The 15,431-nt window shown below is 63.1% G+C and carries 15 protein-coding genes; 9 read left to right on the top strand and 6 right to left on the bottom strand.

The features are described 5' to 3' along the window. Window positions 1–25: 25 nt before the first annotated feature. The 4 genes from sufD to sufA all read left to right on the top strand — a co-directional run bounded on the left by sufD (window position 26) and on the right by sufA (window position 3,567). Entirely contained in the window at window positions 26–1,294 is a 1,269-nt protein-coding gene (sufD, locus tag NKI32_RS08675; RefSeq protein WP_353002506.1) for a Fe-S cluster assembly protein SufD, read from the top strand. 137 nt (window positions 1,295–1,431) lie between these two features. Next, on the top strand, window positions 1,432–2,673 hold the full coding sequence (locus NKI32_RS08680) for a cysteine desulfurase (protein WP_023684864.1): 1,242 nt from the start codon (window positions 1,432–1,434) through the stop codon (window positions 2,671–2,673). A gap of 21 nt (window positions 2,674–2,694) precedes the next feature. Then, on the top strand, window positions 2,695–3,081 hold the full coding sequence (locus NKI32_RS08685) for an SUF system Fe-S cluster assembly protein (RefSeq protein WP_023709315.1): 387 nt from the start codon (window positions 2,695–2,697) through the stop codon (window positions 3,079–3,081). 105 nt (window positions 3,082–3,186) lie between these two features. Continuing rightward, window positions 3,187–3,567, top strand: a complete 381-nt coding sequence (sufA, locus tag NKI32_RS08690) for a Fe-S cluster assembly scaffold SufA (protein WP_013532156.1) — start codon at window positions 3,187–3,189, stop codon at window positions 3,565–3,567. 143 nt (window positions 3,568–3,710) lie between these two features. Here the strand turns inward: sufA and NKI32_RS08695 are convergent, their stop codons facing one another. Then, entirely contained in the window at window positions 3,711–4,208 is a 498-nt protein-coding gene (locus NKI32_RS08695) for a GFA family protein (RefSeq protein ID WP_023669121.1), read from the bottom strand. 83 nt (window positions 4,209–4,291) lie between these two features. Between NKI32_RS08695 and NKI32_RS08700 the strand changes: the two genes are divergently transcribed. Then, window positions 4,292–4,615, top strand: coding sequence for a TfoX/Sxy family protein (locus tag NKI32_RS08700; protein WP_352624552.1), 324 nt, complete (start codon window positions 4,292–4,294; stop codon window positions 4,613–4,615). 200 nt (window positions 4,616–4,815) lie between these two features. Here the strand turns inward: NKI32_RS08700 and NKI32_RS08705 are convergent, their stop codons facing one another. Then, on the bottom strand, window positions 4,816–5,733 hold the full coding sequence (locus tag NKI32_RS08705) for a pseudouridine-5'-phosphate glycosidase (RefSeq protein ID WP_353002507.1): 918 nt from the start codon (window positions 5,731–5,733) through the stop codon (window positions 4,816–4,818). Between the two features lie 70 nt (window positions 5,734–5,803). Further along, window positions 5,804–6,748, bottom strand: a complete 945-nt coding sequence (locus NKI32_RS08710; protein WP_353002508.1) for a carbohydrate kinase family protein — start codon at window positions 6,746–6,748, stop codon at window positions 5,804–5,806. A gap of 282 nt (window positions 6,749–7,030) precedes the next feature. On the opposite strand from NKI32_RS08710, the gene recA reads away from it, so the two are divergent. Together recA and alaS are read left to right on the top strand one after the other, a co-directional pair. Next, window positions 7,031–8,134, top strand: coding sequence for a recombinase RecA (gene recA / locus NKI32_RS08715; protein WP_023669117.1), 1,104 nt, complete (start codon window positions 7,031–7,033; stop codon window positions 8,132–8,134). A gap of 273 nt (window positions 8,135–8,407) precedes the next feature. Further along, window positions 8,408–11,074 (top strand): alanine--tRNA ligase, encoded by a 2,667-nt coding sequence (gene alaS / locus NKI32_RS08720; protein ID WP_352624558.1) that lies wholly within the window; start codon window positions 8,408–8,410, stop codon window positions 11,072–11,074. Window positions 11,075–11,190: 116 nt separating this feature from the next. On the opposite strand, the gene NKI32_RS08725 is transcribed toward alaS, so the two are convergent. Genes NKI32_RS08725 through NKI32_RS08735 form a run of 3 tightly spaced genes read right to left on the bottom strand, consistent with a single transcriptional unit; the run spans window position 11,191 to window position 13,623 of the window. Next, window positions 11,191–11,772: a demethoxyubiquinone hydroxylase family protein gene (locus tag NKI32_RS08725; RefSeq protein WP_352624560.1), complete on the bottom strand. Its 582-nt coding sequence runs from the start codon at window positions 11,770–11,772 to the stop codon at window positions 11,191–11,193. A 14-nt stretch (window positions 11,773–11,786) separates the two neighbouring features. Continuing rightward, a complete protein-coding gene (locus NKI32_RS08730; protein ID WP_353002509.1) occupies window positions 11,787–12,401 on the bottom strand; it encodes a glutathione S-transferase family protein in 615 nt (204 codons plus the stop codon). Between the two features lie 10 nt (window positions 12,402–12,411). Continuing rightward, the gene (locus tag NKI32_RS08735; RefSeq protein ID WP_023669114.1) at window positions 12,412–13,623 is read right to left on the bottom strand and encodes an NADP-dependent isocitrate dehydrogenase; all 1,212 of its coding nucleotides are present in this window, start codon (window positions 13,621–13,623) and stop codon (window positions 12,412–12,414) included. 216 nt (window positions 13,624–13,839) lie between these two features. Between NKI32_RS08735 and NKI32_RS08740 the strand changes: the two genes are divergently transcribed. Both NKI32_RS08740 and NKI32_RS08745 read left to right on the top strand, forming a co-directional pair. Further along, the gene (locus tag NKI32_RS08740; RefSeq protein WP_023690202.1) at window positions 13,840–14,688 is read left to right on the top strand and encodes an RNA methyltransferase; all 849 of its coding nucleotides are present in this window, start codon (window positions 13,840–13,842) and stop codon (window positions 14,686–14,688) included. Window positions 14,689–14,769: 81 nt separating this feature from the next. Further along, window positions 14,770–15,378 carry a DUF805 domain-containing protein gene (locus NKI32_RS08745; RefSeq protein WP_023690201.1) on the top strand — a complete coding sequence of 203 codons (609 nt, stop codon included), beginning with the start codon at window positions 14,770–14,772 and terminating at the stop codon, window positions 15,376–15,378. The last annotated feature ends 53 nt before the right edge of the window (window positions 15,379–15,431 follow it).

Genomic DNA, 15,431 nt, shown 5'->3' on the forward strand with positions numbered 1-15,431 from the left:
TGTACCAAAAGACAGGGCCAAGCTTATGAACATGCATTCGACACCCCAGCGCACCCAGGCTGAAACGGCGTTGATCGACGCTTTCGGCGAGCGGCTGTCGCTGCTGCCGGGCGACGGTGCGGTGATGCTGAAGCGCGACGACGCCATCGAGGCGATCAAGCGCGGCCTGCCGACGCGGCGCATCGAATCCTGGCATTACACTGACCTGCGCCGGCTGTTGACCGCGGTGCCGGCATTCGATCCGACGGCCGCCGCCAAAACGCTAACGCCCATCGTCGAAGGTTCCGCCGTGCTGGCGGTTCTGAACGGCGTCTCGAGTGCGAAATTCCCCGCGATCGAGGGCGTGACGATCCAGCGCCTGTCGGAAAAGCTGACCGACGGCTCGATTGCACCCGGCCTCGACCCCTATGGCAGCGATGACGCCATCGGCACGCTGAACACTGCTTTCGTCGCCGACGGCTATTTCGTCGACATCGCCGATGGCGCAGCACTGGAAAAGCCGATCGAATTGCAGAACCTGCAAGCCGGCGGACAGACCCATGTGCGCTTTCCCGTGCGTGTCGGCGCCGGCGCCAAGGCTGCGATCGTCGAGCGTCAGGCGGGCGAGGGCGCGGCTCTGGCCAGCTCCGTCAGCCAGCTGGTGTTGGGCGAGGGCGCCGAGGTGACCTGGCTGATCGTCCAGGAACAGCCGGAAACGGCCACCCATCTGGCGCAGTTCAAGGCGCATCTCGGCAAGAATTCGAAGCTGACGCTGTTTTTCATGAATGCCGGCGGCAAGCTTGTGCGCCAGGAGATCGTGGTGAAGACCACGGGCGAAGGCGCCGACTTCAAACTGCGCGGCATCAACCTGCTCGCCGGCGACACCCACACCGACGTGACCATGGTGCTCGACCATGCCGTGCCGCACACGACCTCGACGGAAGTGATCCGCAACGTGGTGACCGGCAAGGCGCGGGGCGTCTTCCAGGGCCGCATCAACGTCCACCAATACGCGCAAAAAACCAACGCCAAGATGGCCTGCAACACGCTGCTGCTGTCGGACGATGGCGAGTTCTCGACCAAGCCTGAGCTGGAGATCTTCGCCGACGACGTCATCTGCGGCCATGGCGCGACCGTTACCGAGATCGACCACAACCATCTGTTCTACCTGATGGCGCGCGGCATCGACGAGAAGAGCGCCCGCGGCTTGCTGGTGAAGGCGTTCGTGGCCGAAGTGATCGAGGAACTGGACGACGAAACCATCGTCGAGGCCCTGGAAACAAGGCTGGACGACTGGTTCGTGGCGCACGGGTAAACGCCTCTTTCCCTTCTCCCCTTGTGGGGTCCGAAGGACGGGCGAGGCAAGTGACTCGCCCCGGGCGGTGGCCGAGCGAAGCTCGGTCGGATGAGGGGTGCGTGACGAAGTGAGGCGGTGCCTCAAGAGAGCTTGTAATGGACCAGAAGATCGAAACAACCCCATACGACGTCGAGGCGATCCGCCGCGACTTCCCGATCCTGTCGCGCGAAGTCTACGGCAAACCGCTGGTCTATCTCGACAATGGCGCCTCGGCGCAGAAGCCGCAGGTGGTGCTGGATACGATCCAGCACGCCTATTCCCAGGAATACGCCAACGTGCATCGCGGCCTGCATTTCCTGTCGAATGCCGCAACCGACGCTTATGAGAAGGCACGCGAGACGGTGCGCCGTTTCCTCAATGCGCCAAGCACCGACAACATCGTCTTCACCTCGAACACGACCGCGGCGATCAACACCGTGGCTTACGGCTATGGCATGCCCAATATCGGCGCGGGCGACGAGATCGTGCTGTCGATCATGGAGCACCACTCCAACATCGTGCCGTGGCATTTCATCCGGGAACGGCAGGGCGCCAAGCTGGTCTGGGTGCCGGTCGACGATCTCGGCATCTTCCACATCGAGGAATTCGAAAAGCGCCTGACCGACAAGACCAAGCTCGTCGCCATCACGCATATGTCGAACGCGCTGGGCACGGTAACCCCGATCAAGGAGATCGTGCGCATCGCGCATTCGCGTGGAATTCCCGTACTTGTCGACGGCAGCCAGAGCGCCGTGCACATGCCGATCGACGTCCAGGACCTCGATTGCGATTTCTTCGTCTTCACCGGCCACAAGGTCTACGGGCCCTCCGGCATCGGCGTGCTCTACGGCAAGAAGGACATTCTGCAGGGCATGCGCCCCTTCATGGGCGGCGGCGAAATGATCGAGGAGGTGACTGAAGACATCGTCACCTACAACGAGCCGCCGCACCGCTTCGAGGCCGGCACGCCGCCGATCGTGCAGGCGATTGGCCTGGGTGCAGCATTGGAATACATGGAAAAGGTTGGCCGCGAGCGCATTGCCGCCCATGAGGCCGATCTCAAGACCTATGCGCATGAACGGCTGCGCGCCATCAACTCGCTGCGCATCTTCGGCGACGCGCCGGACAAGGGCGCCATCATTTCTTTCGAATTGCAGGGCATTCATGCCCATGACGTGTCGATGGTGATAGACAGGCAGGGTGTTGCCGTCCGCGCGGGCACCCATTGCGCCCAGCCGCTGTTGAAACGCTTTGGCGTAACCTCCACATGCAGGGCATCGTTCGGCATGTATAATACCAGGGCCGAAGTCGACGCTTTGGCCGATGCGCTGGAAAAAGCGCGCAAGTTCTTCGGGTGACAGGTTCTTTGGATGACGACCATGGATGATGCGAGCCACACCACCGCGCCGGAAGCAGCCATCAATCCGCTGGTTTCCGCCTCGGCCATTCCCGCCGACGAGCTGGCGCGGCTGACCGACGACATCGTCTCGGCGCTGAAGACCGTCTATGACCCGGAAATCCCGGCCGACATCTATGAGCTCGGCCTCATCTACAAGATCGACATCGAGGACAACCGCGCGGTCAAGATCGACATGACGCTGACCGCGCCCGGCTGTCCGGTGGCCGGCGAAATGCCCGGCTGGGTGGAAAACGCCGTCGGCGCCGTCGAAGGCGTCTCCGGCGTCGAGGTCAACATGACCTTCGACCCGCCCTGGTCGCCCGACCGCATGTCGGAAGAGGCGCAGGTGGCGGTGGGCTGGTACTAGGTTGACTGAGGTTGGTGCACTTGCACCAGTGGTAAAACTTCACCATTTTAGGTGAGGAATCATTCGGCAGGCCTTGAACCTGCATGGAATGGAAGAGGAAAAAGAATGGGACGCTTCGCCGTCATCACGATGACCGAAAAGGCCGCCGACCGGGTGCGCGAGATCGTCGCCACGCGCGACAATGCGCATGGCATTCGCCTCGGCATCAAGAAGGGCGGCTGCGCCGGCATGGAATACACGGTCGACCTGGTGACCGAGCCCAATACCAAGGACGACCATATCGAACGCGACGGCGCGCATGTCTATGTCGCGCCCGAGGCTGCCCTTTTCCTGTTCGGCACCGAGATGGATTTCGAGCAGACCACGCTGCGCACCGGCTTCACCTTCCACAACCCGAACCAGAGTTCGGCCTGCGGCTGCGGCGAATCCGTCGAACTGAAGCCCGCCGACCTGAAGGCGCTGGCTGAGGCGCGCGCTTCGGCCTGATCTTCCTTCTCCCCGTTCACGGGGAGGTGAGGAAATGGTCCGCGCAGCGGGCGAAAAGCCAATTGCTTGGCTTTTCGAATGACGAACGGCCCGAAGGGCCGGATGAGGGGCAGCGCTGACTATCGGAAGTCGCGCTCCGAGCCTCACTTCACCCACATCTTCGTCCGTTTATGCCAGTCGGCGATGGATTCCTCGGGATAGACGTCGAACGCATTGTCCTTCTTGCCGATCACCGGCTCGACCCAACTCGCCTTGTATTTCAACATCAGATGCACCTTCTCCGGCGGCTTCGGCAACTCGCTGTCGATTGCCGAGGCGAAGGGGTGGACCAGGTCCGGCCATGTCGGATCGTAGAGCCAGAGCGCCGAACCGCACTTCTTGCAGAAATTGCGCTCGCCCGTCGAAATCTCACACTTTGGATGCTCGTCGTCCGCGATCTCGGCCTGGTAGACGCCGAGATTGCGCTTGCCCTTGATTTTCAGCGTCTTGTAATCGGCGCCGAGATTGATGGCGAAGCCGCCGCCGCCCTGCTGCTTGCGGCAGATCGAGCAGTAGCACAGCATGAACGGCACCGGCGTGTTGCTCTCCACCTCGAAATGGACGGCATCGCAGCGGCAGGATCCCTTGAGCAGCAGCGGCATGACAAAACTCCGACGGATGACTCTCAACTTGCCAGCATGGTTTTTGATTGCAGCCGTGGCAAGCCCGGTGACATGATTGCGGCATGGACAATGAACGCATCGAAGAGCTGTTCGAAGGCCTCGGCCCGGTCAGTATCCGAAAACTGTTCGGCGGCAAGGGTATCTATTTCGACGGCGTCATCGTCGCCATCGTGCTGCGCGGCGAATTGCTGCTCAAGGCTGACGAGCAAAGCGCGTCCGACTTCGAAGCCGCCGGCTGCAAGCAATGGACCTATACCGGCACCCGCCACGGCAAGCTGGTTGCGATGCCGTACTGGAGCATTCCCGACAACGCGCTTGATGATCCTGACGAGATGAGGGTGTGGGCGCGCCGGGCGTATGAGGCGGGACGCCGGGCGGGGAAGTGAACCGGGACCGCCGCGTTTCTTCCCACCCCCCTCTGTCCTGCCGGACATCTCCCCCGCAAGGGGGAGATCAGTTGTCACATTGGCCTTCGCCAATCACCAACGTTGAAAATGGGAGCCTGCGGCTAAGCTGTTAATCTCCCTCCTTGCGGGGGAGATGGCCGGCAGGCCAGGGGGGTGCTGTCCCGCCGACGTAGGCGATCCTACAGCGCCTTCGCAATCCTCGCCGCCAACCGCGCATTGTTCTCGACCAGCGCGATGTTGGTCTTCAAGCTCCGGCCGCCGGTCAGTTCGAGGATTTTGCCCAACAGGAACGGCGTCACCGCCTTTCCGGTCACATTCTGCACTTCCGCCGCCTTCTGCGCGGCCTCGATATAGCCGGCCATCTCGTCGGCCGGGATTTCATCGTCCTGCGGCACCGGGTTGGCGATCAGCATGCCGCCGACCAGGCCAAGTGCCGCCCTGGTCTTGTAGAAATGCGCGATCTCTTCCGGTCTGTGCAGGGTCAGCGGCGCGCGGAACGGCGAATGCCGCGACCAGAAGGCCGGCACCGTCTCGCAGCCATGGCCAATCACCGGCACGCCGCGCGTCTCCAGCACTTCCAGCGTCTTTTCGATGTCGAGGATCGCCTTGGCGCCGGCCGAGACGACGATGACCGGCGTGCGCGCCAACTCGTCGAGATCGGCCGAGATGTCGAAGCTCTTTTCCGCGCCCTTGTGGACGCCGCCAATGCCGCCGGTGGCGAACACCTTTATCCCGACCATGTCAGCGGCGATCATGGTGGCGGCGACCGTGGTGCCGCCGGTGCGGCCTTGCGCCACCGCAAAGCCGAGATCGGCGCGCGACAGCTTCATGGCGTCGCCGGTCATCGCCAGCGACTCGCGCTCGCCGTCGGACAGCCCGATCTTGATGCGGCCGGCAACCACGGCGATCGTCGCCGGCACCGCGCCATTGTCGAGGATGATCTTTTCGACATTGGCGGCCATGGCGCCATTGTCGGGGTAAGGCATGCCATGGGTGATGATGGTGCTTTCCAGCGCCACGACGGGGCGGCCAGCGGCGAGCGCCTCGGCCACGGGCGCGTGGATGTCGATGAAGGGGCGGGCGCTTTGCGGTGTCATGATGGTCTCCGATCCGGAGATCCGCGCGTCCGCTTGGACGTCGCGCTCCGGCAATGGCAATTGGCCGCCCTCATGCCATTTCCTGTGCGTCGGGCACAAGAGCCAGTGCCTCGGTGAAGGTCGCGGCCGTAAAGGCCGGAACCGCGTCGGCGCTTTCAATGGCCAGCGTGGCGGCGGCAACGCCCTCGCGCAATGCCCGGCGCAGGGGCAGGCCGCGCAGCAGAGCAGCGATGGTGGCGCCGGCCAGCGCGTCGCCGGCGCCGGTGACGTCGGCGACTTTTCTCGGCGCCGGCGGCAGGATAGAGAAGGCGCCGGCTTCGTCGAATCCCAGCACCGGGCCATCGCCCGCCGTCACCACGCCACTGGTGAGGCCGCTGCAGCGCAGTCCGTCGATGGTCTCGCGCTCGGTGGCATTGGCATCGACGCCGGCCAGCACCATGGCCTCGCGCCGGTTCATGAAGACCTGCGCGAGCTCCTTCAGCACCGGTATCATCCGCACCACCTTGGCCGGCGAAATGGCAATGGCGAACACCGGCTTGCCGGCGGCGAGCCCCACCAGCCGCTCCAGCGCCGTTGATGACAGATTGGCGTCGCAGAGCACCGCATCGGCCTCGGCGACCACCTCGCGCACCTTGGAGCGGCGGATCTGCTTGGGGAACGCCAAATCGTAGAGCGCCATATCGGCAAAGCCGGTGATCAGCTCACCGTCGCGATCGATCAGCGCCGTGTAGCTCGGCGTCGTGCGGTCGAGGAAAACCGCCGACAGGTCGGCAATGCCGGAGTCGGCGATGGCGCGCGCAACCGTCTCGGCCGAGGCATCGCCGCCGCGCACCGACAAAAGCGAGGCCGAGACGCCGCGCCGCACCAGGCTGCGCAGCGCGTTGAATACGCCGCCGCCGACATCCTCGCGCATCGTGCCGGGGTTGGACGCCGCGGGCACGTACGTGCCCGACACCTGGCCGCGGCGATCGATATGGGCGCCGCCCACCGCCAGTATCTTTGCTGATTTCACCATGCCGGCGATATGACCTTTGTTATTCGAGCCGCACAAGCGCTACGCTGTGCGGCGGAGCTTCGCAGGCAAGCCGGCGATTCGGCCGATCGAAACAGCCGGAGCGTCTGGCCCAATGGTGGATACATCCGGAAACGAAGGCGTGAGACAAAAAAAGAACAAATCCGGATAAAGATTGCTTTTCAGATATTTGACCCCTCTTGCCAAACGAGAACAAAAGTAGTACAAAATGGGCAGGGATTACGGATTGTCCGGCCTTCATTGACGACCAAGGGGTGATGTATCATGGCTCAGAATTCTTTGCGGCTTGTAGAGGACAAAGCGGTGGACAAATCAAAGGCTCTGGACGCGGCGCTGTCGCAAATCGAGCGCGCCTTCGGCAAGGGCTCGATCATGCGGCTTGGCGCCAACGAGCAGGTCGTCGAGATCGAAACCGTGCCGACCGGATCGCTGGGCCTCGACATCGCGCTTGGCGTCGGCGGCCTGCCGCGCGGCCGCATCGTCGAGATCTACGGGCCGGAAAGCTCGGGCAAGACGACACTGGCGCTGCACACAGTTGCCGAAGCCCAGAAGAAAGGCGGTATCTGCGCCTTCGTCGATGCCGAGCACGCACTCGATCCGGTCTATGCCCGCAAGCTCGGCGTCGATCTGGAAAACCTCTTGATCTCGCAGCCGGACACCGGCGAGCAGGCGCTAGAAATATGCGACACGCTGGTGCGTTCAGGCGCCATCGACGTGCTGGTCGTCGATTCGGTGGCGGCGCTGACGCCGCGCGCCGAAATCGAAGGCGAGATGGGCGATTCTCTGCCCGGTCTTCAGGCGCGTCTGATGAGCCAGGCGCTGCGCAAGCTGACCGCCTCGATCTCGCGCTCCAACACCATGGTCATCTTCATCAACCAGATCCGCATGAAGATCGGCGTCATGTTCGGTTCGCCCGAAACCACGACCGGCGGCAACGCGCTGAAATTCTACGCTTCGGTGCGCCTCGACATCCGCCGCATCGGCTCGGTCAAGGACCGCGACGAGGTCGTCGGCAACCAGACCCGCGTCAAGGTCGTCAAGAACAAGCTGGCGCCGCCCTTCAAGGTGGTCGAATTCGACATCATGTATGGCGAGGGCGTCTCCAAGACCGGCGAACTGGTCGATCTCGGCGTCAAGGCCGGCGTGGTCGAGAAGTCCGGCGCCTGGTTCTCCTACAATTCGCAGCGTCTCGGCCAAGGTCGCGAAAACGCCAAACTGTTCCTGCGCGACAATCCCGACACGGCGCGTGAGATCGAACTTGCGCTGCGGCAGAATGCCGGGCTGATCGCCGAGAAATTTCTTGAAAATGGCGGCCCCGAGCGCGGCGAAAGCGACGACGGCTTCGAGGAAGAATCCGGCGCCATGTAGGGCACGGCCAGAGTTCGGCCATAAAAATCCAGTCTATTATCCGATGATTAAGTAACCGAGTTCTTTAGTATTGCGTTTCAAACCGCCGGCCTTCGCGCCGGCGGTTTTCGTTTTTGGGCAGCGTGAAGCCGGCTTGGCAGTTGCCGGGATGGCCCAATTCCGTGTTTCTGGACAGGGTGGGGCGTGCCCGCTAAAAGGCCAAGTCAATCTTCTAAAAAGCAGAGACCAGTGTCCGCCGGCCGTGCCGGCGGTTTTCGCGAAAAGGCAGCAGTCATGAGTGGCGTGAACGAGATCCGGTCGACATTCCTCGACTATTTCCGCAAGGAGGGCCACGAGGTCGTGGCCTCGAGCCCGCTGGTGCCGCGCAACGACCCGACGCTGATGTTCACCAATGCCGGCATGGTGCAGTTCAAGAACGTCTTTACCGGCCTGGAGAAGCGGTCCTATTCGCGCGCCACCACCGCGCAGAAAAGCGTCCGCGCCGGCGGCAAGCACAACGACCTCGACAATGTCGGCTACACCGCGCGCCACCTGACTTTTTTCGAAATGCTCGGCAATTTCTCCTTCGGCGACTATTTCAAGGAGCGCGCCATCGAATTGGCCTGGAACCTGATTACCAAGGAGTTCGGCCTGAACAAGGACAAGCTGCTGGTCACCGTCTATCACACCGATGACGAGGCGGCCGGCTTCTGGAAGAAGATCGCCGGTTTCTCCGACGACCGCATCATCCGCATCCCGACCTCCGACAATTTCTGGGCTATGGGCGACACCGGACCGTGCGGGCCGTGCTCGGAAATCTTCATCGACCGTGGCGAGCACATCTGGGGCGGCCCTCCCGGCAGCCCGGAGGAGGATGGCGACCGCTTCCTTGAATTCTGGAACCTGGTGTTCATGCAATATGAGCAGGTCACCAAGGATGAGCGCATCGACCTGCCGCGGCCGTCGATCGACACCGGCATGGGCCTGGAGCGCATGGCGTCCATCCTGCAAGGGGTGGAGAGCGTCTTCGAGACCGACCTGTTCCGCCACCTGATCGATGCGGCGTCATCGGCGCTCGGGCAGGGCCCGGACAAGGAGACGGTCGCCTCCTTCCGCGTCATTGCCGACCATCTGCGCTCGTCCTCCTTCCTGGTTGCCGACGGCGTGCTGCCGTCGAACGAAGGCCGCGGCTATGTGCTGCGCCGCATCATGCGCCGCGCCATGCGCCATGCGCAGTTGCTCGGCGCCAAGGAGCCGTTGATGTGGAAACTGGTGCCGGCGCTGGTGCGCGAGATGGGCCAGGCCTATCCCGAACTGCTGCGCGGCGAACAGCTGATCACCGAGACGCTGAAGCTCGAGGAGACCAGGTTCCGCAAGACGCTGGTGCGCGGCCTCGGCCTGCTCTCGGAGGCGACGGATACGCTGCACGCCGGCGATATGCTGGATGGCGAGACCGCGTTCAAGCTCTATGACACGTACGGCTTCCCGCTCGATCTGACGCAGGACGCACTGCGCCAGCGCAACATCTCGGTCGACCTTGCCGGATTCACCCATGCGATGGAGCAGCAGAAGGCCGAAGCGCGCAAGCATTGGGCTGGCTCCGGCGACGCGGCCACCGAGACCATCTGGTTTTCTGTACGCGAGAAGGCCGGCGCCACCGAATTCCTCGGCTACGAGACCGAACAGGCGGAAGGCCTCATCCAGGCGCTGGTCAAGGACGGCAAGACCGTCGACAGCGCGATCAAGGGCGACGCGGTGGCGGTGGTCGTCAACCAGACGCCGTTCTATGGCGAGTCCGGCGGCCAGATGGGCGACACCGGTATCATCTCCGGCGAAGGTTTCTCGATCGAGGTTTCCGACACGCAGAAAAAGGCCGACGGCCTGTTCGTGCACCTGGGCAAGGTGACGAACGGCACGGTCAAGCCAGGTGCAGCCGTCGAGCTGAAGGTTGACCATGCGCGCCGCACCCGGCTGCGCGCCAATCATTCGGCAACGCATCTGATCCACGAGGCGCTGCGCGAGGTGCTGGGCACCCATGTCGCGCAGAAAGGTTCGCTGGTCGCGCCCGAGCGCCTGCGCTTCGACATCTCGCACAACAAGCCGATCTCGGCCGAAGACCTCGAAGAGGTCGAGCGCATGGCCAACGAAATCGTCGTCCAGAACAGCCCGGTGACGACGCGCCTGATGTCGGTCGACGACGCCATCGCCGAAGGCGCCATGGCGCTGTTCGGCGAGAAATATGGTGACGAGGTGCGTGTCGTTTCGATGGGCACCGGCGTGCATGGCGCCAAGGCCAACCGGCCCTATTCGGTCGAGCTCTGCGGTGGCACCCATGTCCGGGCGACCGGCGATATTGGTCTGGTTCGCGTTGTCTCCGACAGCGCGGTCGCCGCCGGCGTGCGCCGCATCGAGGCGCTGACCGGCGAAGCCGCACGAAAATATCTCGACGAGCAGGACAGGCGCCTGAAGGCGACGGCGGCTGTGTTGAAGATTTCGCCGGCCGACGTGCCGGCGCGTGTCGAGGCGCTGCTCGAGGAACGCAAGAAGCTCGAGAAGGAACTGAGCGAAGCCCGCAAGAAACTCGCGCTGGGCGGTGGTGCCGCGGCCGATGCTCCGGCCACCACCGAAACCGTCGCCGGTATCGGCTTCCTCGGCAAAGCGGTTTCCGGCGTGTCGCCGAAGGATTTGAAGCCGCTGGCCGATGCCGGCAAGACTTCGCTCGGCTCAGGCGTCGTCGTCTTCGTCGGTGCGGGCGAAGACAACAAGGCAAGCGTCGTGGTCGCAGTGACGGACGATCTCGTCGGCCGCTTCAGCGCTGTCGATCTTGTGCGCGTTGCCTCGGCCGCATTGGGCGGGCAGGGCGGTGGCGGACGGCCCGACATGGCGCAAGCCGGCGGCCCGGACGCCTCGAAGGCCAATGATGCGATCGCCGCGGTGAGGGCGGCGCTGGAGGCAGCCTGAAAGCCACCCTATGTCGTATCTGGTTCGTGTGCGGCTTTCCGGCCTTCGCCGCCGTGCTTGCCATTCTGTGGCTGATAGTGGCAAGCCTGCAATCAGCTCTTAGACGGTCCGTCTAGCTAGTTCTTTTTCGCCGCTTTCAGGGCGCGCGTCATTCTGCTGGAATCGCCCCAGGTGGACAGCCAGATCAGCACGTCCGTGGCGATCGAAATCAGCGACCGTAAAAAGTTCAGCGCCGGGCCGGGCGATTTCAGCTGCTCTTCGGCGTGATGGAGATGGGCGAGCTCTTCCTCGCGGATCGCCAGGATGATGCCGTGCAAGTCGTGGTCGCGATTGGCGAGGAAAAACAGCTGATCGTCCAGATGGCGATGCACCGCCGCTTCAACCGCCGCCGTGCAGGCCCAGATGCCTTGCGGACCGAGCAGGGCGGTGACAAAACCCAGCACCCAGCCACCCCAGCTCCAGAACTGCATCACCCGGCACGGTCGCGACCGCCGCGCCGGCATGGCGGCGCGGAACGCAGCGCAATGCGTGCGCTCGTGCCCAAGCATCTCCGACAAGGATGGCACGCAATCCGGCCATAAGCGCCTGGCGACAAGAATCTGCGCCGAATAGATCCTGATCGCACCGAACTCACCGGCGTGGTTGACCCTGACAATTCTGGCGACGGTGAGCGCGTCCTGGCGAGATGGCTCAGCCATGGCCCGAACCCATATCAGCCCGCCGCCAGGCTCGGACGTTTTGCGATGCCCTCCCACCAGGCCTGGATGTCGGCGAACGCCGCAAGCAGCTTTTGCCCGTCGGCGACCTTGACGAAATAGGCGATGATGGATGCCGCATGCAGGTCGACCAGCGTCAGCTGGTCGCCGAGCAGCCACGGCCCGGGAGGCTTGAGTGCGGTGAGCACCCGCAGCACCGTTTCCGCCTGGCGCAGCCCGTTGGCGACCAGTGCCTCGTCTGGCGCTTCCTTCTCAAGCCGCTCGACGGCGACGTCCCAGACCATCGATCTGTAGGCATAGGCGTCGAGCATGCCGATGATCTGGTTCATCGTTGCGCGGGTGCGGGCGTCTTTTGGCTGCAGTGCCGGGCCGTCGAACGCCTCGTCGACATAGCGGGCGATTGCGCTGGTTTCGAACAGGCGAAACCCGTCATGCTCGACGGCCGGAATGCGGCCGAAAGGGTGATGCTCGAAGTACCAGGCGGGAGTGCCCTCGGCGGCAAAGACATCGACCGGCACAAGGTCGTAGTCGATGCCTTTTTCCGCCAGCACGAGGCGGACGATGCGCACATAGACGCTGTAGTCCGCCCCGTAGACGACCGGCTTGGCCATGGCTGCCGGCTTACGCCATCGCCTTCTGCAAATTCTCGTCGATCTTGTCGAGGAAGCCGGTGGTCGACAGCCATGGTTGGTCGGGACCGATCAAGAGCGACAGGTCCTTGGTCATGAAGCCGCTCTCAACCGTCTGGATGCAGACCTTCTCCAGCGTGTCGGCAAATCGCTTCAACTCGGCATTATCGTCGAGCTTGGCGCGGTGGGCGAGGCCGCGCGTCCAGGCGAAGATCGAGGCGATCGAATTGGTCGAGGTTTCCTCGCCCTTCTGGTGCTGGCGATAGTGGCGCGTCACTGTGCCGTGCGCGGCCTCCGCTTCCACCGTCTTGCCGTCCGGCGTCATCAGCACGGAGGTCATCAGGCCGAGCGAGCCAAAACCTTGCGCCACCGTGTCGGACTGGACGTCGCCGTCATAATTCTTGCAGGCCCAGACATAGCCGCCAGACCATTTCAGGGCGGAGGCCACCATGTCGTCGATCAGCCGGTGCTCGTACCACAGCTTCTTCGCCTTGAACTCGGCCTCGAATTCAGCCTCGTAGACCTCCTGGAAAATGTCCTTGAAGCGGCCGTCATAGGCTTTGAGGATGGTGTTCTTGGTCGAGAGATAAACCGGATAATTGCGCAGCAGGCCGTAATTCAGCGAGGCGCGGGCGAATTCGCGGATGGAGTCGTCGAGATTGTACATCGCCATGGCAACACCGGCGCCGGGTGCGTCGTATACGTCGTGCTCGATCACCTTGCCGTCCTCGCCGACGAACTTGATGGTCAGCTTGCCCTTGCCGGGGAAGCGGAAGTCGGTGGCGCGATACTGGTCGCCGAAAGCATGACGGCCGACGATGATCGGCTTGGTCCATCCCGGCACCAGACGCGGCACGTTCTTCATGATGATCGGTTCGCGGAAAATGGTGCCGCCGAGAATGTTACGGATGGTGCCGTTCGGCGACTTCCACATCTTCTTCAGCTTGAATTCCTCGACGCGCTGCTCGTCGGGCGTGATCGTCGCGCATTTCACGCCGACGCCCCATTTCTTGATGGCATTGGCCGAATCGATGGTCACCTGGTCGTTGGTGGCGTCGCGGTGCTCGACGCCGAGGTCGTAATATTCGAGCTTCAGGTCGAGATAAGGGTGGATCAGCTTGTCCTTGATGAACTGCCAGATGATGCGGGTCATCTCGTCGCCGTCGAGCTCGACGACCGGGTTCGCCACCTTGATCTTCGCCATGAAAAGAATGCCTCGCTTTTGGGGAACAAAACGGCCTCGCCCGCATGGCTTCGGCCGGGTATGCGGAGCGTATATCAAAGCCTATTTGGCCGCGCAAACGACCATCCGTGCAGAATGGGTCGTCTGTGCCGCGACCGGTGTTTGCAAAAGCTTCATTTTGCCGAGCGGATGTGGCAGGGAACGCTGAAATGCCGCAAACAGCAGTTCATTGAGATCATGTCCGCCGTCGATCATCCTGAAAACGCATCCGCCGCCGGGCCGGCGATCATCCTGGTCGAGCCGCAGCTCGGCGAGAATATCGGTATGGTTGCGCGCGCCATGGCTAATTTCGGCCTTGCCGAACTGAGACTGGTCAACCCGCGTGACGGCTGGCCGAGCGAGAAGGCGCGCGCCGCCGCCAGCCGCGCCGACCATGTCATCGATGCCGTAACAGTGTTCGGCGACCTGGCGTCCGCCGTCGCCGACCTCAACTTCGTCTTCGCCACCACGGCGCGGGAGCGCGACGGCTTCAAACCCGTGCGTGGTCCGGTCGAAGCGGGCAGGGCGCTGAGGGCGCGTCAGATGGCCGGCCTGCGCACCGGCATCTTGTTCGGCCGCGAGCGTTTTGGGCTCTACAATGACGAGGTCGGGCTGGCCGACGAGATCGTCACCTTCCCGGTGGATCCCGGCTTTTCGTCGCTCAACATCGCCCAGGCCGTGCTGTTGATGTCCTATGAATGGATGAAGTCGGGCCTGGAAGACGAGACGGCGACCAATTTCTCCAGCCCTGAAATGAAGCCGGCAAGCAAGGAAGAGTTGCACGGGCTGTTTGCCTATCTCGAAGGCGCGCTCGAAGCGCGCGGCTATTTCCGCCCGGCGCCCAAGAAACCCAAGATGGTCGACAATCTGCGCGCCGTCTTGACGCGCGCCGGTTTCGCCGAGCCGGAACTGAAAGTGCTGCGTGGCATCATCTCGTCGCTCGACCGGTTTTCGCCGGCCATGCCGCGCGGTGACGGCTCGCCGGGAGACGATCCAAGGCGTTTGCCGGCCGCTGCGCGAAAACGCCAGGCAGACAAAGAAGATTAGAAATCGCTAAGCTTCGAACGGCTGAAGTAACCGAATTTTATTTGCCTCTCGTCCATTGTTGTCAAAACGGTGGGGTGGCAAATGTTCACGTCCAAAATCGGCCGTATGCGCTTCTTCTTCTATTCGCTCGGCGTAGCCCTGCTCGAGGCCGTTCTTGCTGTGCTGTGCATCGTTGGCACGATCGGCTTTGAGGGGCTGGTCAACTCGGCGCCCGGTCCATCGCGGCAAGGCATGGCAGGCGCGGTTCTGGTCGTTTCCCTCCTGGCCGTGGTCATGCGTGCCAACATCGCCTGGCGACGCAGCCGCGACGCCAACGGCAAAGCCTGGATCCTGTGGTCCTACATCGTGTTCTGCGCCATCTACGCCTTTCTGCAGGCAGGCACGCTGCTGGTCATCGATTTCAAGAACCCGGAAAGCACGTCCAGCGGTTTGAACCTGCTGGCGCTGTCGATCTTTGGCCTTTGGTGCACGATCCTGGTGGCTAAGCCGGTGGCGGGCATCAATATCGACGAACTGACATCGGTTTTCGATTTCGATGGCGATACGCCCATGCCTGCGGGATCCGGTCGGATGGCCAGCAGCACGGCACAGTCTTCCATGCGCAACGCCACACCGGCCACGCGCTCGGTGCCGTCCGCCCAGCCTATGGGCCGCCCGAGGCCCGCCGGCTTCGGCAAGCGCGGGCTCTAGACCGAGGCAAGGTCGTCTTCGCCGGCTTTGCATAGAACTTGCTGACATTCGCC

It is taken from the genome of Mesorhizobium sp. M0761 (genome assembly GCF_040320205.1).
GTDB lineage: Bacteria > Pseudomonadota > Alphaproteobacteria > Rhizobiales > Rhizobiaceae > Mesorhizobium.

What these genes read in the sequence shown, in the direction of transcription:
- sufD (WP_353002506.1), top strand. Translation starts at nt 26, where the DNA reads ATGAACATGCATTCGACACCCCAGCGCACCCAGGCTGAAACGGCGTTG.
- NKI32_RS08680 (WP_023684864.1), top strand. Translation starts at nt 1,432, where the DNA reads ATGGACCAGAAGATCGAAACAACCCCATACGACGTCGAGGCGATCCGC.
- NKI32_RS08685 (WP_023709315.1), top strand. Translation starts at nt 2,695, where the DNA reads ATGGATGATGCGAGCCACACCACCGCGCCGGAAGCAGCCATCAATCCG.
- sufA (WP_013532156.1), top strand. Translation starts at nt 3,187, where the DNA reads ATGGGACGCTTCGCCGTCATCACGATGACCGAAAAGGCCGCCGACCGG.
- NKI32_RS08695 (WP_023669121.1), bottom strand. Translation starts at nt 4,208, where the DNA reads ATGCCGCTGCTGCTCAAGGGATCCTGCCGCTGCGATGCCGTCCATTTC.
- NKI32_RS08700 (WP_352624552.1), top strand. Translation starts at nt 4,292, where the DNA reads ATGGACAATGAACGCATCGAAGAGCTGTTCGAAGGCCTCGGCCCGGTC.
- NKI32_RS08705 (WP_353002507.1), bottom strand. Translation starts at nt 5,733, where the DNA reads ATGACACCGCAAAGCGCCCGCCCCTTCATCGACATCCACGCGCCCGTG.
- NKI32_RS08710 (WP_353002508.1), bottom strand. Translation starts at nt 6,748, where the DNA reads ATGGTGAAATCAGCAAAGATACTGGCGGTGGGCGGCGCCCATATCGAT.
- recA (WP_023669117.1), top strand. Translation starts at nt 7,031, where the DNA reads ATGGCTCAGAATTCTTTGCGGCTTGTAGAGGACAAAGCGGTGGACAAA.
- alaS (WP_352624558.1), top strand. Translation starts at nt 8,408, where the DNA reads ATGAGTGGCGTGAACGAGATCCGGTCGACATTCCTCGACTATTTCCGC.
- NKI32_RS08725 (WP_352624560.1), bottom strand. Translation starts at nt 11,772, where the DNA reads ATGGCTGAGCCATCTCGCCAGGACGCGCTCACCGTCGCCAGAATTGTC.
- NKI32_RS08730 (WP_353002509.1), bottom strand. Translation starts at nt 12,401, where the DNA reads ATGGCCAAGCCGGTCGTCTACGGGGCGGACTACAGCGTCTATGTGCGC.
- NKI32_RS08735 (WP_023669114.1), bottom strand. Translation starts at nt 13,623, where the DNA reads ATGGCGAAGATCAAGGTGGCGAACCCGGTCGTCGAGCTCGACGGCGAC.
- NKI32_RS08740 (WP_023690202.1), top strand. Translation starts at nt 13,840, where the DNA reads ATGTCCGCCGTCGATCATCCTGAAAACGCATCCGCCGCCGGGCCGGCG.
- NKI32_RS08745 (WP_023690201.1), top strand. Translation starts at nt 14,770, where the DNA reads ATGTTCACGTCCAAAATCGGCCGTATGCGCTTCTTCTTCTATTCGCTC.